Origin of the sequence: Kitasatospora papulosa (assembly GCF_000717245.1) — a bacterium.
Classification (GTDB): Bacteria; Actinomycetota; Actinomycetes; order Streptomycetales; family Streptomycetaceae; genus Streptomyces; species Streptomyces papulosus.
In genome coordinates, this window is record NZ_JNYQ01000001.1 from 71,241 (window position 1) to 92,616 (window position 21,376).

Genomic DNA, 21,376 nt, shown 5'->3' on the forward strand with positions numbered 1-21,376 from the left:
CGCACCGAAACGCGGGGTCCTTAGGGTCGGCAGGACAACACCCCGACCCTTGTGGAGGCGCCTGATGGCCGGTCGTTGGATCGAGAAGTGGGAGCCGGAGGACGAGACCTTCTGGCGGGAGACGGGCGAGAGGACCGCCCGCAGGAACCTGTGGTTCTCCGTGCTCTCGGAGCACATCGGGTTCTCGGTCTGGTCCCTGTGGTCCGTGATGGTCCTGTTCATGGGGCCGGAGTACGGCATCGACCCGGCGGGGAAGTTCTTCCTGATCTCCACGGCCACCCTGGTCGGCGCCGTCGTGCGGGTGCCGTACACCTTCGCGGTCGCGCTGTTCGGCGGGCGCAACTGGACCGTCGTCAGCGCGCTGTCGCTCCTCGTGCCGACCTGCGCCGCCTTCTGGGTGATGGAGCCCGGCACCTCGTACACCACGTTCCTCGTCGTCGCCGCGCTCACCGGCATCGGAGGCGGCAACTTCGCCTCGTCGATGACCAACATCAACGCCTTCTTCCCGCTGCGCAAGAAGGGCTGGGCGCTCGGGCTCAACGCGGGCGGCGGCAACATCGGCGTCCCCGTGGTCCAGCTCGTCGGCCTGCTGGTGATCGGCACGGCCGGCGCCGCGCACCCGCGGATCGTGCTCGGGGTGTACGTACCGCTGATCGTGGTCGCCGCACTCTGCGCGGCGCTCAGGATGGACAACCTCAGGCCCGTCCAGAACGACACGGGAGCGGCGCTCCAGGCCGTGCGGGAGCCGCACACCTGGATCATGTCGGTGCTCTACATCGGCACCTTCGGCTCGTTCATCGGGTACAGCTTCGCCTTCGGACTCGTCCTGCAGACCCAGTTCGGACGTACCCCGCTGCAGGCCGCCTCGCTGACGTTCATCGGCCCGCTGCTCGGCTCCCTGATCCGGCCCGCGGGCGGCTGGCTCGCCGACCGTTACGGCGGCGCCCGGATCACCCTGTGGAACTTCGCGGCGATGGCGGCGGCGACCGGCGTCGTCGTCCACGCCTCGCGCATCGAGTCGCTGGCGGTGTTCCTCGTCGGGTTCATCGCGCTGTTCGTGCTGACGGGGCTCGGCAACGGCTCCACCTTCAAGATGATCCCGGGCATCTTCCACGCCCAGGGGATCGCCAAGGGGCTGCGCGGCGAGGAGGCCGCGGCGTACGGGCGGCGGCTGTCCGGCGCGGCCATGGGACTCATCGGTGCGGTCGGGGCGCTGGGCGGTCTCGCGATCAACCTCGCGTTCCGTCAGTCGTTCGCCGCCTCGGGCACCGGGACGGCCGCCTTCTGGTGCTTCCTCGGCTTCTACGCCGTCTGCTTCACCCTCACGTGGGCGGTATACCTTCGGCGTACCGAAGCGGTCGCCGCGAAGCCCCAGCTCAGCTATGCCGAGGTGTGAGGACGACCGGGAGGCGTCGCAGGACGTAACGGGCGGGAAATACAGGAGGACCGAGACTGTCACGCAGGGTTGACACTCTCGGTCCTCCGCATCATCGAGCAACAGCGGGACGAGAGCCGGGTATCACGCCATGCACGACGACGACGCACAGCACGGGCCCCTGGCGGGCTTCACGGTCGGGGTGACCGCAGCCCGTCGCGCCGAGGAGCTCGGGACGCTCCTCACGCGCAGGGGCGCCGCGGTCCTGCACGCGCCCGCGCTGCGGATCGTTCCGCTCGCGGACGACAGCGAACTCCTGGCCGCGACCAAGGATCTCGTCGACAACCCGCCGGACGTGGTGATCGCGACCACCGCCATCGGTTTCAGGGGCTGGGTGGAGGCCGCCGACGGCTGGGGCATCGGTGACGAGCTCCTCGAACTGCTGCGCGGCATAGAGCTGCTGGCCCGTGGCCCGAAGGTCAAGGGCGCCATCCGGGCGGCCGGGCTCACCGAGGCGTGGTCGCCGCAGTCGGAGTCGATGGCGGAGGTCCTGGACCGGCTGCTGGAGGAGGGCGTGACGGGCCGCCGGATCGCACTCCAGCTGCACGGCGAACCCCTTCCGGGCTTCGTCGAGTCGCTCCGGGCGGCGGGCGCCGAGATCGTCGGCGTACCCGTCTACCGGTGGATGCCCCCGGAGGACATCGCCCCGCTCGACCGCATGCTCGACGCCACCGTCGGCCGCGGCCTGGACGCCCTCACCTTCACCAGCGCTCCCGCCGTCGCCTCCTACCTGAACCGGGCGGAGACCCGCGGCATCCTTCCCGAGGTGCTGGACGCACTGGGCCACGACGTCCTCACGGCGTGCGTCGGACCGGTCACCGCTCTGCCCCTGCAGGCCAAGGGCATCGACACCGTGCAGCCGGAGCGGTTCCGGCTCGGGCCCCTCGTCCAGGTGCTCTGCGCCCAGTTGCCGGCCCGGGCCCGCGCGCTCCCGGTCGCCGGCCACCGGGTCGAGATCCGCGGCCACGCCGTGCTCGTCGACGGCGCCCTGCGCCCGGTGCCCCCGGCCGGCATGGCCCTGCTGCACACGCTCGCCCGCCGGCCGGGCTGGGTGGTCTCCCGCGCCGACCTGCTGCGGGCCCTGCCCGGCAACGGAACCGACGAGCACGCGGTGGAGACGGCGATGGCCCGGCTGCGCACGGCACTCGGGGCCCCGCGGCTGATCCAGACGGTCGTCAAGCGGGGCTACCGGCTCGCCCTGGACCCCTCCGCGGACACCAAGTACGACGCGGTCCGGCCCGGCGGCTAGCGTGCGGGGATGATCGACGACACCCATCCCCTGACCGACGGCGTCGGGCTCAGGCCGGCGGCCCTCGGCGACGCGGAGTCCTTCGCCGAGGCGTACACCCGGAGCCGGGCCTACATGCGGCGCTGGGAGCCCGTGCGCCCCGACACCTTCTACACCGTCGACGGCCAGGTCCGGCGGCTCACCGGGCTGCTGGCCGACCGGGACGCGGGGCGTGTCATGCCCTGGGCGCTGACCGACGACCAGGACCGGGTCGTGGGGGCGGTGACGCTGGCCTCCATCGAACGCGGGCCCTTCCGCAACGCCAGGCTCGGCTACTGGATCGACGTCGGCCGGGCGGGCCGGGGTCTGGCCACGGCAGCCGTCACCCGGGTCTGCGAACTGGCACGGGACGGGCTCGGACTGCACCGGATCGCCGCCGGGACGGTCCTGGACAACACCGCCTCGCAGCGCGTCCTGGCCAAGTGCGGCTTCGAGCTCTACGGCACGGCGCCGCGCTATCTGCACATCGACGGCGCGTGGCAGGACCACCGGATGTTCCAGCGGATCCTGCACGACGGCCCGCCGCAGGGCTGACCGGCGCCCGCCGGGAGTACCGGAGGCCGCCCGGCGGGCACGGACCCGGCCGGGCGGGACCGGACTGCTCCACGACCGGCGGGAGGGCTACCGGGCCGGGCCGGATGAGGGCACTCTGGGGGTGACTCTCCCCCCACAGGTGACCCCCGAGGCGGTGACAGGCTCATGGCGGAGGGCACGCACGGCCGGCGGTTCGACTCGGGCCGGTTCTGTCTGGACCTGGTGGCGACCGCGGCCGAGACCTCCGGCGCCGGCGAGCAGATCGGCCGTCCCGAGCGCCTCGCGGAGTGGCTGGTGGCGTCGCGGCTGGTCCCGCGCGGTACGCCGCTGGAGAACGTCGACGAGACCTGGGTGGCACGCTTCCAGCGGCTGCGGGCGGGCGTCGACCGGCTGATGACGGCCCAACTGACCGGCGGCGGCGCCGACGACGACCTGGAACAGGTCAACGCCCTTGCGGCGGACGCGCCGCCGGGCCTGCGGGCCGTGCGGGGCCGGGGCGGGGCGCTCGTACGGGCGCCGATCGCCGACCTCGCGTGCGGGGCGCTGCTCGCCGCGGTCGCCCGGGACGCCGTGGATCTGCTGACGGACCCGGTGGCGCGGGCGGCCCTCCGCCGGTGCCAGGGAGACGCCTGCCGGCGGCTCTACCTGGACACGTCGCGGGGGATGCGGCGCCGCTGGTGCTCCAGCGAGGTGTGCGGCAACCGGGAGCGGGTGGCCCGGCACCGCCGCCGCGTCAAGGCCCTCACCTGACCCTGCCGGATGTCCGATACGGTCCCGAACCCACCCCGCCCGAAAGAAAGTTGCCCCGCATCTGAATGAACCCGCGCCTGCGTCCGTACCGATGGCCACAGAGCTCGACAGGGTCTCGACCGGGAGGTTCGGGTGCGCAAGGATGCGGCCGTGGCCGATGACCGTCCGCACAGGGCTCGACATCGCAGTGCGGTGCGCCGCCCTCCCGCCGACGTTCCCGACGAGGAGCTGATGCGGGCGCTCTACCGCGAACACGCGGGCCCGCTGCTCGCCTACGTGCTCCGCCTCGTCGCGGGGGACCGGCAGCGGGCCGAGGACGTGGTGCAGGAGACGCTCATCCGTGCCTGGAAGAACGCCGGTTCGCTCAACCGGGCCACCGGTTCGGTCCGCCCCTGGCTGGTGACGGTCGCACGGCGCATCGTCATCGACGGCCACCGCAGCCGGCAGGCCCGGCCGCGCGAGGTCGATCCGTCGCCGCTGGAGGTCATTCCCGCGGAGGACGAGATCGACAAGGCGTTGTGGCTGATGACGCTCTCGGACGCACTCGACGATTTGACCCCGGCCCACCGGGAAGCATTGGTCGAGACCTACTTCAGAGGCCGTACGGTCAACGAGGCGGCCGAGATCCTGGGCGTCCCCAGCGGGACCGTGCGGTCCCGGGTGTTCTACGCACTGCGTTCCATGAAGCTCGCACTCGAGGAGAGGGGGATCACGGCATGAGCGACCAGGAGTGGCAGCCCTTCGGGCCCCGGCCGGCAGGTCCCCGGCGTCCGCAGGGCCCGCCCGTACCCCCCGGCGACCCCTTCGCCCTCCCCGACGAGGGCTCCGCCCACGACGCCGCGGGCGCGTACGTGCTGGGCATCCTCGACGAGGCCGAGGCAGCCGCCTTCGAGACGCATCTGGCCGGCTGCGCGTCCTGCGCCGCGCACCTCGACGAGTTCGCCGGCATGGAGCCCGTGCTGGCGATGCTCGCGGAGTCCCCGGCCGCCGTCCCCGGCGCCCGCCCGGTACCGCACGTCCCGGAGCGCCCCGCGCCCCGGGTGCTGGACGGGCTGGTCGACGAGGTCGCGCGGAAGCGCTCCCAGCGGCGCCGGCGCACCCGGTACCTGGTCGCGGCGGCGGCGGTCCTCGTCATCGGCGGCCCGGTGGCCGTGGTCACGGCCACGGCCGGTGAGGACTCCCGCCCGAGGGCCGAGGCGGCCGATCCCCACCCCACCAGCCCCGCCGAGGACGCCTTCCTCCACCACATGCCCGAGAAGAAGCGGGCGACCGACCCCGTGACCCGGGTCGAGGCCACGGTCGGCATGGAGCCCAAGGCGTGGGGCACACACACGGTCCTGCGGCTGGAGAACGTCAAGGGCCCGCAGAAGTGCAGCCTCGTCGCCGTGTCCAGGAACGGCGAGGAGGAGGTCGTCACCTCCTGGTCCGTACCGACCTGGGGATACGGCATCGAGGGCTCCGCCCACGAGAGCGCGCGGCACCCGCTGTACGTGCACGGGGGCGCCGCGATGGCCCGTTCCGACATCGACCACTTCGAGGTGCGCACCTTCGACGGCGAGCGGCTGGTGGAGATCGACGCCTGAGGGGTCACCCGGACGGCCCCGAGGCGCGCACCACCCGAAACGTGACCCGAGCGGCAGGTGCGCTCGGGGCCCCCTTTCGCGTACGGTTGACGGCTGCTCGATGCACGTCAGAAGGGGGCCCCGGTGGCCGCGCAGGATGCCGCTGTCGATTCGTTGCGGGACCGGGAGATCGGTGTCGAACAAGAACATCTGGACCGGGTCTACCGCCGTCTCGAGGAGAAGATCGACGAGGCGGAATTTCTCATGCGGGACGCCGGCAAACGGGGCCAGGTGGGCACCCCCGGCGCACTCGCCGAACGGGACGCCCAGGTCTTCCGCGCCGGGGTCCATCTCAACCGGCTGAACAACGAGTTCGAGGACTTCCTCTTCGGGCGGATCGACCTGCTGCGCGGCAAGGACGGCGAACGCGGTCCGGACGGCGCCTTCACGTCGGTCGAGGCCGCCGACGACGCCGTGGCCGAGGACGGCACCGCCGTGATCGCGGAGACCCTCCACGTCGGCCGTATAGGAGTACTCGACTCCGACTACGCGCCGCTGGTGATCGACTGGCGGGCACCCGCGGCCGCGCCGTTCTACCGTTCGACGCCGAAGGAGCCGGGCCGGGTCGTACGCCGCCGGGTCATCCGCTCCAAGGGCCGCAGGGTCCTCGGCGTCGAGGACGACCTGATGCGTCCGGAACTGACCGCCACCCTGGAGGGCCAGGCCCTTCCGGTGGTCGGCGACGGCGCCCTGATGGCCGCGCTGGGCCAGGCCCGCAGCCACACGATGCGGGACATCGTCTCGTCGATCCAGGCCGAGCAGGACATGGTCATCCGCGCTCCCGCCGCCTCCGTCACCGAGGTGTCCGGAGGTCCCGGCACGGGCAAGACGGCGGTGGCCCTGCACCGGGCCGCGTACCTCCTCTACCAGGACCGGCGGCGGTACTCGGGCGGCATCCTCGTCGTCTCGCCGACCCCGCTCCTCGTCGCGTACACCGAAGGCGTGCTGCCCTCCCTCGGCGAGGAGGGCCAGGTCGCGATCCGCGCCGTCGGATCGCTGTCCGACGACGCCGCGGGGCCGGACGGCGCGACCGCGTACGACGAGCCCGCCGTCGCCCGCGTCAAGGGGTCGTCCCGGATGCTCCACGTGCTGCGCAAGGCGGCCCGCGGGGCGCTGGAGCAGCCCGCGGCCCGGCCCGCCCCCCAGGAGGGTCAGCTGGAGTTCGGGGAGGCCCCCGCCGAGGCGGGTACCCCCACCCGGCTGCGGGTGGTGGCGTTCGGCGCCCGCATCGAGCTGGAGGCGGACGAGCTCCGGCGGATCAGGCACAACGTCCTCGGTGGCACGGCACCGGTCAACCTGCTGCGCCCGCGCGCCCGCAAGCTGCTCCTGGACGCCCTCTGGAACAAGTCGTCGGGCCGGGGCCGCTACACCGACCCCGAGCTGGCCGCCGAACTGCGTTCCTCGTTCGACGAGGACGTGTCCACCGAGACGCCGTTCCTCACCTTCCTGAACGCCTGGTGGCCGGAGCTCACCCCCCGTCAGGTCCTGGCTGCGATGTCCGACGAGCGGCGTCTGAGCCGGTGGGCCCGCCGGATCCTCAACCAGGGCGAGGTGCGGCGCCTGGCGCGTTCGCTGAGACGGCTGGACGGGGAGGGCAAGGGGGCGCTGTCCGTCCACGACGTGGCGCTCCTGGACGAGCTGCAGACCCTGCTTGGCACCCCGGCCCGCCCGAAGCGGAAGCGGGAGGCCGATCCGCTGGACCAGCTCACCGGCCTCGAGGAGCTGATGCCGCAGCGCGAGGAGACCCAGCGGGAGCGCGCCGAGCGGCTGGCGGCGGAGCGCACGGAGTACGCCCACGTCATCGTCGACGAGGCGCAGGACCTGACGCCGATGCAGTGGCGGATGGTGGGCCGCCGCGGGCGGCACGCCACCTGGACGATCGTCGGGGACGCGGCCCAGTCGTCCTGGTCCGACCCGGACGAGGCGTCCGCCGCCCGTGACGAGGCGCTCGGCAACCGGCCGCGGCGCCGCTTCACCCTCACCGTGAACTACCGCAACCCCGCGGAGATCGCCGAGCTCGCGGCCAAGGTGCTGGCACTGGCCATGCCGGGGATGGAGTCCCCGGCGGCGGTCCGCTCGACGGGGGTCGAGCCGCGCTTCGAGACGGTGCGGGACGGGGACCTCGCCGGGACCGTCCGCGAGGAGGCCCGCAGGCTCCTGGACCGGGTGGACGGAACCGTCGGCGTGGTCGTCGCCATGAACCGCCGTGCCGAGGCCCGTGCGTGGCTGGAGGAGCTCGGGGAGCGGGTCGTGGCGCTGGGCAGCCTGGAGGCGAAGGGCCTGGAGTACGACGCCACGGTGGTGGTGTCCCCCGCGGAGATCGCCGACGAGTCACCGGCCGGTCTGCGGGTCCTGTACGTGGCACTCACCCGGGCGACGCAACAGCTCACCGTGGTCTCGGGTGAGCGCGACCTGCCGGACGAGGACGGGGTTCCGGACCTGCTGAGGGACTGAGCGGAGGGCTCCGGGCGGCCGGGAGGGACGTACTTCTCCGAGTCGGCCCGTCGCACGGGAGTCACTTCTCCGGGGTGTTTGTTAGCCTGGATTCGGCACCGGCTCGATCCAAGCCCCCGGGCCCAACCTTCGTCGCTACGAGCGACCACTTGCCGCGAGGCGAGCATGGCGGGCCGGTGCCACCTGATCGCGAGAGGACAGACCCGCGTCACCTGATGGTGGCGCGGGTCTGTTCGTGTGTACGGGTTCCACGCGAGCCACACCCTTCCCCCGTTTCGCACCGGATCGGGGTTACGCCCGGCCTCCACTTCTCGTATGGTGGAAAAAAATTTCCGAAAGGTGGCAGTCATTACCTGCTACCGGCCGGTAGGTGCGACGATCGGAACGCACGTGCGGGGCTCGGCCCCGTTCGCGTGCGGCAACGAAGCTCAGGAAAGCGAAGGACTCGGCCATGGCAACGGCGCCCAGCGTCTCGTACTCGATGACGGTCCGGCTGGAGGTGCCCGCGAGCGGCACAGCGGTCTCCCAGCTGACCACGGCCGTGGAGTCCTCCGGTGGCTCGGTAACCGGCCTCGACGTGACCGCCTCCGGCCACGAGAAGCTGCGGATCGACGTCACGATCGCGGCCTCCTCGACCTCGCACGCCGACGAGATCGTCGAGGGCCTGCGCGACATCGACGGCGTCGTGCTGGGCAAGGTCTCCGACCGTACGTTCCTGATGCACCTCGGCGGCAAGATCGAGATGGCGTCCAAGCACCCCATCCGCAGCCGTGACGACCTCTCGATGATCTACACCCCGGGTGTGGCCCGGGTGTGCATGGCGATCGCCGAGAACCCCGAGGACGCCCGCCGCCTGACCATCAAGCGGAACTCCGTCGCGGTGGTCACGGACGGCTCCGCGGTGCTCGGCCTCGGCAACATCGGCCCGATGGCGTCGCTGCCCGTGATGGAGGGCAAGGCGGCCCTCTTCAAGCGCTTCGCCGGGATCGACGCATGGCCGATCTGCCTGGACACGCAGGACACCGACGAGATCGTCTCCATCGTCAAGGCGATCGCCCCGGGCTTCGCGGGCATCAATCTGGAGGACATCTCCGCCCCCCGCTGCTTCGAGATCGAGGCACGGCTGCGTGAGGCCCTGGACATCCCCGTCTTCCACGACGACCAGCACGGCACCGCGATCGTCGTCCTCGCCGCGCTCACCAACGCCCTGCGTGTGGTCGGCAAGGCGATCGGTGACGTACGGGTCGTCATGTCCGGGGCCGGCGCCGCCGGCACGGCCATCCTGAAGCTGCTCATCGCGGCCGGCGTCAAGCACGCGGTCGTCGCCGACATCCACGGTGTGGTGCACGCGGGCCGCGAGGACCTGGTGGACGCCACCCCGGACTCGCCGCTGCGCTGGATCGCGGACAACACCAACCCCGAGGGCGTCACCGGCACCCTCAAGCAGGCCGTCGCCGGCTCCGACGTCTTCATCGGCGTCTCCGCCCCCAACGTCCTGGACGGCTCCGACGTCGCGGCCATGGCGGAGGGCGCGATCGTGTTCGCGCTCGCGAACCCGGACCCCGAGGTGGACCCGGCGGTCGCCCGTGAGACGGCCGCGGTCGTCGCCACGGGGCGCTCCGACTTCCCGAACCAGATCAACAACGTGCTGGTCTTCCCGGGTGTCTTCCGCGGCCTGCTGGACGCTCAGTCCCGCACCGTCAACACGGAGATGATGCTCGCCGCGGCGCGTGCCCTCGCCGACGTCGTCGCGGAGGACGAGGTGAACGCGAACTACATCATCCCGTCGGTCTTCAACGACAAGGTCGCGGGCGCCGTCGCCGGCGCGGTCCGGGAGGCCGCGAAGGCGGCCGGAGTCGCCGAGGCGGCCTCCGACCCCGCGTAGCCGCTTCCCCCGGACGGCGGAGCCGTACTCCGCCGGCGGGGGTCGGCCACGGCCCCCGCCGACGGTGCCGTACCTCACGTCCGGGCGGTCCGTACGGCGCGTCGTGGGTCGCGGCGTCCCAAACGCCCCTTTAGGGTGGGCGGGCAGCGAGACCCACCGGCCCGGCATCCGCTGCGGACCGCTCCGACAAGTCGACGGAACGTCATCACAGGCATTCGGTGGTGCTTTTCGCGTGACGTCGAGGGGTTCCGGATTGGCGTTAGCGCCGCAGGTGGGGGCAGGATGCGTATTCGGGCGCGAGGGTCTGACATCAGACCCGGGTCCGGGGACTGTCAGAGGGCCCTGGCAGCATCGGCTTCGATCTCACGCCTCACAGGCAAGAAGAACACGGGAGTACAAACATGAACCGCAGTGAGCTGGTGGCCGCCCTGGCCGACCGTGCCGAGGTGACCCGCAAGGACGCCGACGCCGTTCTGGCCGCGCTCGCCGAGACCGTCGGCGAGATCGTCGCCAAGGGCGACGAGAAGGTCACCATCCCCGGCTTCCTGACCTTCGAGCGCACCCACCGTGCCGCTCGCACCGCTCGTAACCCGCAGACCGGCGACCCGATCAACATCCCGGCCGGCTACAGCGTGAAGGTCTCCGCGGGCTCGAAGCTCAAGGAAGCCGCCAAGGGCAAGTAAGGCCCCCAGGCAGCAAGAAGGGCGGCCGTCCCGACCGGGACGGCCGCCCTTCGGCATGTCCAGGGCCGTCCGGGGAGCCGCGTCCCGGACGCACGACGCCCGTGCGGGCGCTGTGGGGCGGGCTGCGGCGCCCCGGCACCTTCCGGTGGACCCGGGGAGGCCCGTACGCCCCGTTCGGCTCTGTACGGGCGTTCTGTGGCGCCTGTTCAGGTGACAAGCGGCTGACGGGCGCCCGACGGTACGGAAAAGCCCGCCGCCCCGGTCCCTCGCGGGGCCGGGGCGGCGGACTGTGGTGGTGCGGGTGCGCAATGCTGTGTGCGGCAGCACTGTGCGCGCGCCGGAGCGCGCCGGGCGGTGCGTCAGACGAGTGACCCGCCGGGGAGTTCGACCTTGGCGCCGAGCTTCTCGAGCTTGTCCATGAAGTTCTCGTAGCCGCGGTTGATCAGGTCGATCCCGTGGACCCGGGACGTCCCCTGGGCCGCCAGGGCGGCGATCAGGTACGAGAACCCGCCGCGCAGGTCCGGGATGACCAGATCCGCGCCCTGGAGCTTCGTGGGCCCGGACACGACCGCCGAGTGCAGGAAGTTCCGCTGCCCGAAGCGGCAGTCGGAGCCGCCGAGGCACTCCCGGTAGAGCTGGATGTGCGCACCCATCTGGTTCAGCGCCGAGGTGAAGCCGAGCCGGGACTCGTAGACCGTCTCGTGGACGATCGACAGTCCGGCCGCCTGCGTCAGGGCCACCACCAGCGGCTGCTGCCAGTCGGTCTGGAAGCCGGGGTGCACGTCCGTCTCCAGCGCGATGGCGTTCAGCGCGCCGCCCGGGTGCCAGAAGCGGATGCCCTCGTCGTCGATCTCGAAGGCGCCCCCGACACGGCGGAAGGTGTTCAGGAAGGTCATCATCGAGCGCTGCTGGGCGCCGCGCACGTAGATGTTGCCCTCGGTCGCCAGGGCCGCGGACGCCCAGGAGGCGGCCTCCAGACGGTCCGGGATCGCCCGGTGGGTGTAACCGTCGAGCCTGTCGACACCCGTGATCCGGATGGTCCGGTCGGTGTCCATGGAGATGATCGCGCCCATCTTCTGCAGTACGCAGATGAGGTCCTCGATCTCCGGCTCGACGGCCGCGTTGGACAGCTCGGTGACGCCCTCGGCGAGGACGGCGGTCAGCAGCACCTGCTCGGTGGAGCCGACCGACGGGTACGGGAGGCGGATCTTCGTGCCCCGGAGCCGCTGCGGGGCCTCCAGGTACTGGCCGTCCGCCCGCTTCTCGATGGTCGCGCCGAACTGGCGGAGCACCTCGAAGTGGAAGTCGATCGGCCGGCCGCCGATGTCGCAGCCGCCCAGGCCCGGGATGAAGGCGTGGCCGAGGCGGTGCAGCAGGGGGCCGCAGAAGAGGATCGGGATGCGCGACGAGCCCGCGTGGGCGTCGATGTCGGCGACGTTCGCGCTCTCGACGTGCGACGGGTCGAGGATGAGTTCGCCCGGCTCGTCACCGGGCCGGACGGTCACGCCGTGCAGCTGCAGCAGTCCCCGGACCACCCGCACATCGCGGATGTCGGGCACGTTGCGGAGCCGGCTGGGCCCGCTGCCGAGCAGCGCGGCGACCATTGCCTTCGGCACCAGGTTCTTGGCGCCTCGGACGCGGATCTCGCCCTCCAGCGGGGTGCCGCCGTGGACAAGCAGGACATCGTCTGTGCCGGTCATGTATCTCGCGTTCCGGAGTGGTCGGGCAGGGGGCCATCAAAAGGGTAATGGGCCTCAGCCCCCCTTCCGTAAGGCGCCGGGGGGTATACGAACGTCATGAATCCGCCACAACACGTTCTGCTCGCGGTGCCTTGCGGAGGGTCACCATCCGCAAGGCCCGTCCGGCAGCCCCGCGAACGTGCGCTCCCGGTGCGCCCGTACCGCGTCCGTGCGCCCTGAGCTGCGGACGGACGCCTGCCGGGACCGGGCGGGCCACTTGACCCCCGCGGAGGGCGAAGATGCGGGATCATCTGTGCCATGACGGAGGTGTCCTCGCTCACAGGACGGCTGCTCGTGGCCGCACCCGCCCTGGCGGACCCGAATTTCGACCGCGCGGTGGTGCTGCTCCTCGACCACGACGAGGAGGGCTCGCTGGGCGTGGTCCTGAACCGCCCGACCCCGGTCGTCGTGGGGGACATCCTGGAGTCCTGGGCGGGCCTGGCCGGCCAGCCGGACGTGGTCTTCCAGGGTGGCCCGGTGTCGCTCGACTCCGCGCTCGGCGTCGCCCTCATCCCCGGGGACGAGGGGGTCCCGGGGGGTTCCGGGATCCGCCCGGGCGGCGGAGCGGTGCCCCTCGGCTGGCGGCGGGTGCACGGGGCGATCTGCCTGGTGGACCTGGACGCCCCGCCGGAGCTGCTGGCCGCGGAGCTCGGTTCGCTGCGGATCTTCGCCGGATACGCGGGCTGGGGGCCCGGTCAGCTGGAGTCGGAGCTGACGGACGGAGCCTGGTACGTGGTCGAGTCGGAGCCGGGCGACGTGTCGTCCCCGCACCCGGAGAACCTCTGGCGCGCGGTTCTCCGGCGGCAGCGCAGCGAACTGGCCATGATCGCGACGTATCCGGACGACCCTTCGCTGAACTGATGCGCGGAGCTTTCAGTACGCTTGGCAGTTATGAGCACTCTTGAGCCCGAGCGCGGGGCAGGTACGGGGACCCTCGTAGAGCCGACGCCGCAGGTGTCGAACGGCGACGGTGACCACGAGCGCTACGCCCATTACGTCCAGAAGGACAAGATCATGGCGAGCGCCCTGGAGGGCACTCCCGTGGTGGCGCTGTGCGGCAAGGTCTGGGTCCCGGGGCGTGACCCGAAGAAGTACCCGGTCTGTCCCATGTGCAAGGAGATCTACGAGTCCATGGGCGCCGGTGGCGACAAGGACAAGGGCAAGGGCGGCAAGGACAGCGGCAAGAAGTAGTCGGCCCGACCTCTTACCTCTTCATCCCTTTATCCGGTTCTTCTGATTCCGACCACGGCCCCGGGACGCGCGAGACGCGCGCCCCGGGGCCGTCGGCGTTCCCGGGCGAGGCCTGTGCGTTGCACGGGCTGCACCGCGTGGTCACAGAGTGGTTGAGACCACTTGTCGGCGTGCTGGGGTCCCCTTAGTCTCCTGCCAGTTGTGCAGAACGAAACGCACGTTGCATGGAATGCAACGATTGACCGGTAGGGGTTCCGGATGAAGCTTTCTGCCCGAATTGCCGCTCCGGCCGCGGCTCTTGTGCTCGCCGGCCTCACCGCCACCGCCTGCGCGCCGCAGACCTCCGACACCAGCTCCGAGGGCGACAAGAAGACCGGGACGCTCCGCGTCTGGCTCTTCCAGGAGGTCGGCAACAAGCCCAAGCAGAAGGTCGTCGACGCCGCGGTCGCCGCCTTCGAGAAGTCCCACGAGGGCGCGGAGGTCGAGGTCGAGTACATACCCGTCGACACCCGGGCCCAGCGCATCAAGGCCGCCTTCAACGACCCGAAGAGCGCCCCCGACCTCATCGAGTACGGCAACACCGACACCGCCGGCTACGTGAAGGACGGCGGGCTGGCCGACATCAGCAAGGAGTTCGCGGCCTGGGACGAGGCCAAGGACACCGACCCCACGGCCAAGCAGTCCGTGACGGTGGACGGTTCGGTCTACGGGGCGCCGCTCTTCGTCGGCGTACGGGCGCTGTACTACCGCACCGACGTCCTCGACGAGCTCGGCATCGAGCCCCCGAAGTCCCAGGCCGAACTGATCTCCACCGCCAAGAAGATCCACAAGGAGAAGCCGGACCTCTACGGTCTCGCGGTGGGCGGCGCGTACACCTACGGCGCCATGCCCTTCATCTGGGCCCAGGGCGGCGAACTCGCCGAAGAGACCGGGGTCACCTACCGGTCCGTCATCAACAGCGCGAAGGCCCGCAAGGGCATCGAGGCCTACACCTCGCTGTTCGGCGACGACAACTGCCCGGCGGCCAAGTGCGCGGCCATGGGCGGCAACGCGACCGTCACCGCCTTCGCCTCCGGCAAGGCGGCCATGGCGATCGGCGGAGACTTCAGCCACGCCGCCGTCGAGGCCGGCGCGGTGAAGGGCAAGTACGCGGTCGTGCCGCTGCCCGGCGTGAAGGAGGGCTCGATCGCCCCCGCCTTCGCCGGCGGCAACAACATCGGCGTCCTCAAGAGCAGTTCGCACCGTACCCTCGCCGTCGACCTCATGAAGTCGCTGACCGGCAAGAAGACGCAGGCCGAGATGTTCGACGCCATGGGCTTCCTGCCGACGTACACGGACGTGCTGGAGTCCGCCGCGGAGAAGGAGCCCTTCGTCGGCCCCTTCGTCAACACGCTCGGCGCGGGGGCGAAGTTCGTCCCGGCCTCCCCGGCCTGGGGCCAGATCGACGCCTCGCTGGTCCTGCCGACCATGTTCCAGGAGATCGTCAGCGGCCGTAAGGACGTGGCCGCCGCCTCGGACGACGCGGCGAAGAAGATGGACACGGCGTTCGCCGAAGCGGGCTGACGATGACCGCGGACACCACCACACCGCGCAAGACCCCCGTACGGGCCGGGGCGGGCGGGGTCACGGCCCGCCCGCCCCGGCGCCGCCCGGCGTCGCCGGCCAGGCGCTCCGGCTGGACCCCCTGGCTCTACCTGCTGCCCGCGCTCGTCCTGCTCGGCGGACTCCTCGTCTACCCGATCTACCAGCTGGGCCTGATCTCCTTCCTGGAGTACACCCAGGCCCAGGTCAGCGGCGGTGAGCCGACCACCTTCCAGGGTTTCGGCAACTACGCCACGCTCTTCGGCGACAGCCAGTTCTGGCAGGTGCTCCTCGCGACCGTGGTCTTCGCCGCGGCCTGTGTCGTCGCCACCCTGGTCACCGGCTGCGCCCTGGCCGTCCTGCTGACCCGGATCCGCGCCGTGCCCCGGCTCGCCCTCATGCTGGCCGCGCTGGGCGCCTGGGCGACGCCGGCGATCACCGGGTCGACCGTCTGGGTCTTCCTCTTCGACCCGGACTTCGGACCGGTCAACAAGGTGCTGGGACTCGGTGACTTCTCCTGGACGTACGGGCGCTGGAGTGCCTTCGCCCTGGTGCTCCTCGAAGTGCTCTGGTGCTCCTTCCCGTTCGTGATGGTCACCGTGTACGCCGGCATCCGCGCGATCCCCACCGAGGTGCTGGAGGCGGCCTCGCTGGACGGGGCCTCGCAGTGGCGGATCTGGCGGTCGGTCATGGCACCGATGCTGCGGCCCATCCTGATCGTCGTCACCATCCAGTCGGTCATCTGGGACTTCAAGGTCTTCACCCAGATCTACGTCATGACCAACGGCGGCGGCATCGCCGGCCAGAACCTGGTGCTCAACGTGTACGCCTACCAGAAGGCGTTCGCGTCCTCGCAGTACAGCCTCGGATCGGCGATCGGCGTCGTGATGCTGGTGATCCTGCTGGCCGTGACGCTGGTCTATCTGCGCCTGGTGCGGCGCCAGGGGGAGGAACTGTGAGCGCACGTACCCTGCTGCGCGTCCGCCGGCCCGGGAGACTGGCCGCGGAGGCGGCGGCCCTCGTCATCGCCGCCGCCGTCGCGTTCCCGCTCTACTGGATGGTGCTCTCCGCCTTCAAACCGGCGGGGGAGATCCAGTCCACCGAGGCCCGTCCCTGGACCCTGGCGCCCTCGCTCGACTCGTTCCGCCGGGTTTTCGAACAGCAGGAATTCGGCCGTTACTTCCTCAACAGTCTGGTCGTCGCCGGCACGGTCGTCATCGCCTCCGCGCTGATCGCCTTCCTCGCCGCGACGGCCGTCACCCGGTTCCGCTTCAGGTTCCGCACGACGCTGCTGATCATGTTTCTCGTGGCGCAGATGGTGCCGGTCGAGGCACTGACCATCCCGCTGTTCTTCCTGATGCGGGACTTCGGCCAGCTGAACACGCTGGGATCACTGATCCTGCCGCACCTCGCCTTCTCGCTGCCGTTCGCGATCTGGATGCTGCGCGGCTTCGTCAAGGCCGTCCCGGAGGCCCTGGAGGAGGCCGCCTACATCGACGGGGCGAGCCGCACCCGATTCCTGTGGCAGATCCTCTTCCCACTGGTCTTCCCGGGCCTCGTGGCGACCAGTGTCTTCTCGTTCATCTCGACCTGGAACGACTTCCTGTTCGCGAAGTCGTTCATCATCAGCGACACCTCCCAGTCGACGCTGCCGATGGCGTTGCTGGTCTTTTTCAAACCCGACGAGAACGACTGGGGAGGGATCATGGCCGCCTCGACGGTGATGACCGTTCCCGTGCTGGTCTTCTTCGTACTCGTACAGCGCCGTCTGGTCTCCGGACTGGGCGGGGCGGTGAAGGACTGACATGCACCACCTGATTCCGGCGCCCCGGCGCGCCGACGGCGACGGCGGTCGCGGCTTCGTCCCCGACGGGGCCACGACCATCACGGCCGGACCCGGCACCGGCGGTACGGAACGCTGGCTCCGCACCACGCTCGGGGCGGCCTTCGGCCTGCCGCTCGCCCCCGGGACCGTGGGCGCCGAGGATGCCGCCGGCACCATCGAGCTGCGGATCGACCCCGCCCTGGAGCCGGAGTGCTACCGCCTCACCGTGGTGCCCGACCGGGGCGTGCGGATCACCGGGGGGAGCGCGGCGGGCGTGTTCTGGGGCGCCCAGACCCTGCGCCAGCTCCTCGGTCCCGAGGCGTTCCGCAGGGCGCCCGTGGGGCAGGGGGCGGCCAGGGGAATTCCCGCCACGGAGATCGAGGACGGCCCGCGCTTCGGCTGGCGCGGTCTGATGCTCGACGTGGCACGGCACTTCACGCCCAAGGACGGCGTGCTGCGCATGCTCGACCTGCTGGCCGCGCACAAACTGAACGTCTTCCATTTCCACCTCACCGACGACCAGGGCTGGCGCGTCGAGATCAAGCGCTATCCCCGTCTCACGGAGGTCGGAGCCTGGCGCGCACGGACCAAATACGGCCACCGCGCCTCGGAACTCTGGGACGAGACACCGCACGGCGGTTTCTACACCCAGGACGACATCCGCGAAATCGTGGCCTACGCCGCCGAGAGGCATATCCGGGTCGTCCCCGAAATCGACATCCCGGGCCACTCGCAGGCAGCCGTCAGCGCGTATCCGGAACTCGGCAACACCGACGTCGTCGACACCTCCGCCCTTTCCGTGTGGGACACCTGGGGCGTCAATCCGAACGTACTCGCCCCCACCGACCACACCCTGCGTTTCTTCGAGGGCGTCTTCGAGGAATTGCTCGACCTCTTCCCGGCCGACACCTCGCCGTTCATCCATGTCGGCGGCGACGAATGCCCCAAGGACCAGTGGAGGCAGTCGCCCACCGCCCAGGCCCGCATCGCGGAACTCGGCCTGAAGGACGAGGACGAACTCCAGTCGTGGTTCATCCGCCACTTCGACCGCTGGCTCACCGACCGGGGCCGCCGGCTCATCGGCTGGGACGAGATCCTGGAGGGCGGCATCGCCGAGGGCGCCGCCGTGTCCTCGTGGCAGGGCTACGCCGGAGGGATCGCCGCCGCCGAGGCAGGGCACGACGTCGTCATGTGCCCCTTGCAGCAGGTGTACCTGGACTACCGTCAGGACGCCGGCCCCGACGAGCCGATGCCCATCGGGTACGTCCGCACCCTGGAGGACGTGTACCGCTTCGAGCCCGTGCCGCCCGGCCTCTCCGAGGAGGCGGCCGGACACGTCCTGGGAACCCAGGTCAACGTGTGGACCGAGGTCATGCAGAACCGGCAGCGCGTCGACTACCAGGTCTTCCCGCGGCTCGCCGCCTTCGCCGAGGTCGCCTGGTCCCGGCTCCCGGCCCCCGGTGAGCGGGACTTCGCCGGCTTCGAACGGCGCATGGAGAGCCACTACGCCCGGCTCGACGCCTTGGGCGTCGACTACCGGCCGCCCACCGGCCCGCTGCCGTGGCAACGCCGTCCAGGCGTCCTGGGTCGCCCGATCGAGGGACCGCCCCCGATCGTGTGACCAACACCCCACGTCCCGGCCAGGGGAACCGAATAAGTCGTACGAAATCGCTGAAGAGGTGCAATTCGTACGCCGGGCAGAAGCTCTGCCAAAGGTGACTTTTCCCCTGGTCGGGGACGGAATCGCCCTTCGTGGACCCTCGCGTCGGACCGTCCGGAAGATGTGCCAGAGTTGCCACGTCCCGGCCGTGAGCACGTACCGTACGGCGGACAGGCGGGACTGCCGGGACACCGGGAAGGGGCAGCTGGGTTGACCACGCACGCACCGCAGGCGACGCAGTCGGTGACGCTGCCGGCCTCGCTCGACGAGGCCGTGGCGGCTCTCGGCGCCATGCCCGCCGCCGTTCCCGTGGCCGGCGGCACGGACCTCATGTCGGCTGTCAACAAGGGCCTGCTGCGGCCCTCGGGACTGGTCGGCCTCGGCCGGATCAGCGAGCTGCGCGGCTGGCACTACCAGGACGGCCACGCCCTGCTGGGCGCCGGCCTCACCCACGCGCGCATGGGACGGCCCGACTTCGCCGCACTCATCCCCGCGCTGGCCGCCTCCGCGCGTGCCGCGGGCCCGCCCCAGATCCGTAACGCCGGGACGCTCGGCGGCAACATCGCCAGCGCCGCGCCGACCGGCGACACCCTGCCGGTGCTGGCCGCCCTGGAGGCCGAGCTGGTCATCGCGGGCGCCGGGGGCTCCCGCCGTGAGATCCCCGTGTCGCACCTGCTGGCGGGCCGCGAGATGCTCGAACCCGCCGAACTGATCGGCTTCGTCCGCGTGCCGCTCCTGCACGCCCCCCAGGTCTTCCTCAAGGCGACCGGCCGCACCGGCCCCGGCCGGGCCACCGCCTCCGTCGCGATCGTCCTGGACCCGGCCCGGCGCGGAGTGCGCTGCGCGGTCGGCGCGATCGCCCCGATGCCGCTGCGGCCGCTGGAGGCCGAACGCTGGATCGCCTCCCTGATCGACTGGGACGGCGAACGCGGCCTGGCCCCCGACGCGCTGGCCGCCTTCGGCGAGTACGTCGCGGCGGCCTGCATCCCGGACCAGGCTCCACCGGACGACGGGGGAGAGGCACCTCCGCTGTCACCCGCCGTCCTGCACCTGCGGCGCACGGTCGCCGCGCTCGCCCGACGCGCACTGGGGAGGGCACTGTCGTGAGCAATGAAGAGAACCCCGAGCAGCAGCACGGGCAGCCCGACCCGTACGCCGGCTGGACTCCCACCCCGCAGGGCGGTGAGTACGACGCCGAGGCGACCGCCTTCGTCCACCTGCCCCCGGAGGACCTCGCCGCCCTCGGGAGCGACCCGCTGGCCGCCCCCGGCCACAGCTACGTGCCGCCGATGATCCTGCCGCTGACCCCGGCCGCTGGACTCGACCCGGCGGTCACGGGCAGCTGGGTCCTGCAGACGCAGAGCCAGCAGGAGAGGGCGGCCGACCGGCCCGCGCACGACGGGGCAGAGCCCGAGGCCGTGCACTGGCCCGACCCGAACCAGGGGCAGGACCCGTACCAGCAGCCGTACCCGGACACCTCGCAGTACGCGCAGACGTCGTCCACGACCGCCCAGTGGAACTACACCGAGACCGTCCCCGAGCCGGAACCGGCCCCCGAGCCCGCCGGCCACACCGGCGAGTGGACCATCCCGGTCGCCGACGGTGACCTCCCGGAGGAGTCCGGCGAGTTCGCCGCCTCGGCGATGGCCTCCCAGTGGTACGCGGACGCGCCCCCGGCCACCCTGCCGGGCGGGGCCCCCGCGCCCTGGGCGACGCAGGAGCTGCCGGCCGAGCCCGCGCCCGCCGCGCAGGAGGCCCCCGCCGGGCCCTCGGAGCCCGTGGAAGCCCCGGAGGCCCCGGAGGCCACCGAGCCCTTCCAGGAGACGCAGGAGGCCCCGGAGACGGCCGCGCGGGCCGCCCTGCCCGAGGAGCCCGCGGAGGACCCCGCCGCGGAGGACCCGGTGCACGCGGACCCGGTACAGGCGGACCCGGTGTCGGCGCCCGCGGCCGACGCACCGGAGACGGCGGCCGGCGCGGAACCCGACCCCCGGCCCGAACCCGCACCCGCCCCTGAACCCGCCCCCGAGCACGAGCTCGTACCCACCGAGGAGACCACCGCTCCCGTCCTCCCGGACGGTCCCAGCGAGCACCCCTCGACCTCGTACGTCCTCCACGTGAACGGCGCGGACCGTCCCGTCAGCGACGCCTGGATCGGCGAGTCGCTGCTGTACGTGCTCCGCGAACGCCTCGGCCTCGCGGGCGCCAAGGACGGCTGCTCGCAGGGCGAGTGCGGCGCCTGCAACGTCCAGGTCGACGGCCGTCTGGTGGCCTCCTGCCTGGTCCCCGCCGCCACCACGGCCGGCAGCGAGGTCCGCACCGTCGAGGGCCTCGCGGTGGACGGCGAACCGTCCGACGTGCAGCGGGCCCTGGCCGTGTGCGGGGCAGTCCAGTGCGGTTTCTGCATCCCGGGCATGGCGATGACGGTCCACGACCTCCTGGAGGGCAACCACGCCCCCAGCGAGCTGGAGACCCGGCAGGCGCTGTGCGGCAACCTCTGCCGGTGTTCCGGCTACCGGGGTGTGCTCGACGCCGTACGCGACGTCGTCGCCGCCCGGGAGGCGACCGCCGAGCCGGTGGCCACCGCACCGGACGACGCCGAACCGCGCATCCCGCACCAGGCCGCGCCCGGCGAGGGCGGCGTCCAGACGCACGAGGGAGACGTCCGGTGAACTCCGTGGCGTCCCCCGCACGACCGGTCACCCCCACCGACAGCCACAGCAGCGGAGCGA

General features: G+C 71.7%; 18 protein-coding genes. 17 read left to right on the forward strand and 1 reads right to left on the reverse strand.

Features of this window, described 5'->3' with window-relative positions; translation table 11 throughout:
• The first annotated feature begins 64 nt into the window (after positions 1-64).
• The 9 genes from IA22_RS0100245 (at position 65) to IA22_RS0100290 (ending at position 10,651) form a co-directional block, all read left to right on the forward strand.
• Positions 65-1,396, forward strand: a complete 1,332-nt coding sequence (locus IA22_RS0100245; RefSeq protein ID WP_014155968.1) for a nitrate/nitrite transporter — start codon at positions 65-67, stop codon at positions 1,394-1,396.
• A 130-nt stretch (positions 1,397-1,526) separates the two neighbouring features.
• Positions 1,527-2,684, forward strand: a complete 1,158-nt coding sequence (locus IA22_RS0100250; RefSeq protein WP_014155969.1) for a uroporphyrinogen-III synthase — start codon at positions 1,527-1,529, stop codon at positions 2,682-2,684.
• Positions 2,685-2,693: 9 nt separating this feature from the next.
• Positions 2,694-3,257, forward strand: a complete 564-nt coding sequence (locus tag IA22_RS0100255; RefSeq protein ID WP_030122372.1) for a GNAT family N-acetyltransferase — start codon at positions 2,694-2,696, stop codon at positions 3,255-3,257.
• A 165-nt stretch (positions 3,258-3,422) separates the two neighbouring features.
• A complete protein-coding gene (locus IA22_RS0100260) occupies positions 3,423-4,007 on the forward strand; it encodes a CGNR zinc finger domain-containing protein (protein WP_015577388.1) in 585 nt (194 codons plus the stop codon).
• Between the two features lie 132 nt (positions 4,008-4,139).
• A complete protein-coding gene (locus tag IA22_RS0100270; RefSeq protein ID WP_078605603.1) occupies positions 4,140-4,727 on the forward strand; it encodes a sigma-70 family RNA polymerase sigma factor in 588 nt (195 codons plus the stop codon).
• The gene (locus IA22_RS0100275; RefSeq protein ID WP_030122375.1) at positions 4,724-5,590 is read left to right on the forward strand and encodes a zf-HC2 domain-containing protein; all 867 of its coding nucleotides are present in this window, start codon (positions 4,724-4,726) and stop codon (positions 5,588-5,590) included. Before IA22_RS0100270 ends, IA22_RS0100275 begins: the two co-directional genes overlap by 4 nt.
• Before the next feature lie 123 nt (positions 5,591-5,713).
• Positions 5,714-8,083, forward strand: coding sequence for a HelD family protein (locus tag IA22_RS0100280; RefSeq protein ID WP_014155974.1), 2,370 nt, complete (start codon positions 5,714-5,716; stop codon positions 8,081-8,083).
• A gap of 451 nt (positions 8,084-8,534) precedes the next feature.
• A complete protein-coding gene (locus tag IA22_RS0100285; protein WP_014155975.1) occupies positions 8,535-9,968 on the forward strand; it encodes an NAD-dependent malic enzyme in 1,434 nt (477 codons plus the stop codon).
• A 401-nt stretch (positions 9,969-10,369) separates the two neighbouring features.
• Positions 10,370-10,651, forward strand: a complete 282-nt coding sequence (locus IA22_RS0100290; protein ID WP_003968811.1) for an HU family DNA-binding protein — start codon at positions 10,370-10,372, stop codon at positions 10,649-10,651.
• Between the two features lie 359 nt (positions 10,652-11,010).
• Here IA22_RS0100290 and murA read toward each other — a convergent pair whose 3' ends face one another.
• Positions 11,011-12,351 carry a UDP-N-acetylglucosamine 1-carboxyvinyltransferase gene (gene murA / locus IA22_RS0100295; protein WP_014155976.1) on the reverse strand — a complete coding sequence of 447 codons (1,341 nt, stop codon included), beginning with the start codon at positions 12,349-12,351 and terminating at the stop codon, positions 11,011-11,013.
• A gap of 297 nt (positions 12,352-12,648) precedes the next feature.
• Between murA and IA22_RS0100300 the strand changes: the two genes are divergently transcribed.
• The 8 genes from IA22_RS0100300 to IA22_RS0100335 all read left to right on the forward strand — a co-directional run bounded on the left by IA22_RS0100300 (position 12,649) and on the right by IA22_RS0100335 (position 21,316).
• On the forward strand, positions 12,649-13,251 hold the full coding sequence (locus IA22_RS0100300) for a YqgE/AlgH family protein (RefSeq protein WP_015577385.1): 603 nt from the start codon (positions 12,649-12,651) through the stop codon (positions 13,249-13,251).
• Positions 13,252-13,281: 30 nt separating this feature from the next.
• Positions 13,282-13,581: a DUF3039 domain-containing protein gene (locus IA22_RS33860; protein WP_014155978.1), complete on the forward strand. Its 300-nt coding sequence runs from the start codon at positions 13,282-13,284 to the stop codon at positions 13,579-13,581.
• A 258-nt stretch (positions 13,582-13,839) separates the two neighbouring features.
• Positions 13,840-15,144: an extracellular solute-binding protein gene (locus tag IA22_RS0100310; RefSeq protein WP_015577383.1), complete on the forward strand. Its 1,305-nt coding sequence runs from the start codon at positions 13,840-13,842 to the stop codon at positions 15,142-15,144.
• A gap of 2 nt (positions 15,145-15,146) precedes the next feature.
• Positions 15,147-16,121, forward strand: coding sequence for a carbohydrate ABC transporter permease (locus IA22_RS0100315; RefSeq protein WP_015577382.1), 975 nt, complete (start codon positions 15,147-15,149; stop codon positions 16,119-16,121).
• Positions 16,118-16,966 carry a carbohydrate ABC transporter permease gene (locus IA22_RS0100320; RefSeq protein ID WP_014155981.1) on the forward strand — a complete coding sequence of 283 codons (849 nt, stop codon included), beginning with the start codon at positions 16,118-16,120 and terminating at the stop codon, positions 16,964-16,966. Before IA22_RS0100315 ends, IA22_RS0100320 begins: the two co-directional genes overlap by 4 nt.
• 1 nt (position 16,967) lies before the next feature.
• Positions 16,968-18,608: a beta-N-acetylhexosaminidase gene (locus IA22_RS0100325; RefSeq protein WP_030122377.1), complete on the forward strand. Its 1,641-nt coding sequence runs from the start codon at positions 16,968-16,970 to the stop codon at positions 18,606-18,608.
• Positions 18,609-18,857: 249 nt separating this feature from the next.
• Positions 18,858-19,754 carry an FAD binding domain-containing protein gene (locus IA22_RS0100330; RefSeq protein ID WP_015577380.1) on the forward strand — a complete coding sequence of 299 codons (897 nt, stop codon included), beginning with the start codon at positions 18,858-18,860 and terminating at the stop codon, positions 19,752-19,754.
• Positions 19,751-21,316: a 2Fe-2S iron-sulfur cluster-binding protein gene (locus IA22_RS0100335; protein WP_030122378.1), complete on the forward strand. Its 1,566-nt coding sequence runs from the start codon at positions 19,751-19,753 to the stop codon at positions 21,314-21,316. Before IA22_RS0100330 ends, IA22_RS0100335 begins: the two co-directional genes overlap by 4 nt.
• Positions 21,317-21,376: the final 60 nt, after the last annotated feature.

Coding starts and splice junctions, on each gene's coding strand:
- IA22_RS0100285 (WP_014155975.1), top strand. CDS start 8,535: ATGGCAACGGCGCCCAGCGTCTCGTACTCGATGACGGTCCGGCTGGAG.
- IA22_RS0100260 (WP_015577388.1), top strand. CDS start 3,423: ATGGCGGAGGGCACGCACGGCCGGCGGTTCGACTCGGGCCGGTTCTGT.
- IA22_RS0100300 (WP_015577385.1), top strand. CDS start 12,649: ATGACGGAGGTGTCCTCGCTCACAGGACGGCTGCTCGTGGCCGCACCC.
- IA22_RS0100250 (WP_014155969.1), top strand. CDS start 1,527: ATGCACGACGACGACGCACAGCACGGGCCCCTGGCGGGCTTCACGGTC.
- murA (WP_014155976.1), bottom strand. CDS start 12,351: ATGACCGGCACAGACGATGTCCTGCTTGTCCACGGCGGCACCCCGCTG.
- IA22_RS0100255 (WP_030122372.1), top strand. CDS start 2,694: ATGATCGACGACACCCATCCCCTGACCGACGGCGTCGGGCTCAGGCCG.
- IA22_RS0100275 (WP_030122375.1), top strand. CDS start 4,724: ATGAGCGACCAGGAGTGGCAGCCCTTCGGGCCCCGGCCGGCAGGTCCC.
- IA22_RS33860 (WP_014155978.1), top strand. CDS start 13,282: ATGAGCACTCTTGAGCCCGAGCGCGGGGCAGGTACGGGGACCCTCGTA.
- IA22_RS0100245 (WP_014155968.1), top strand. CDS start 65: ATGGCCGGTCGTTGGATCGAGAAGTGGGAGCCGGAGGACGAGACCTTC.
- IA22_RS0100290 (WP_003968811.1), top strand. CDS start 10,370: ATGAACCGCAGTGAGCTGGTGGCCGCCCTGGCCGACCGTGCCGAGGTG.
- IA22_RS0100310 (WP_015577383.1), top strand. CDS start 13,840: ATGAAGCTTTCTGCCCGAATTGCCGCTCCGGCCGCGGCTCTTGTGCTC.
- IA22_RS0100325 (WP_030122377.1), top strand. CDS start 16,968: ATGCACCACCTGATTCCGGCGCCCCGGCGCGCCGACGGCGACGGCGGT.
- IA22_RS0100315 (WP_015577382.1), top strand. CDS start 15,147: ATGACCGCGGACACCACCACACCGCGCAAGACCCCCGTACGGGCCGGG.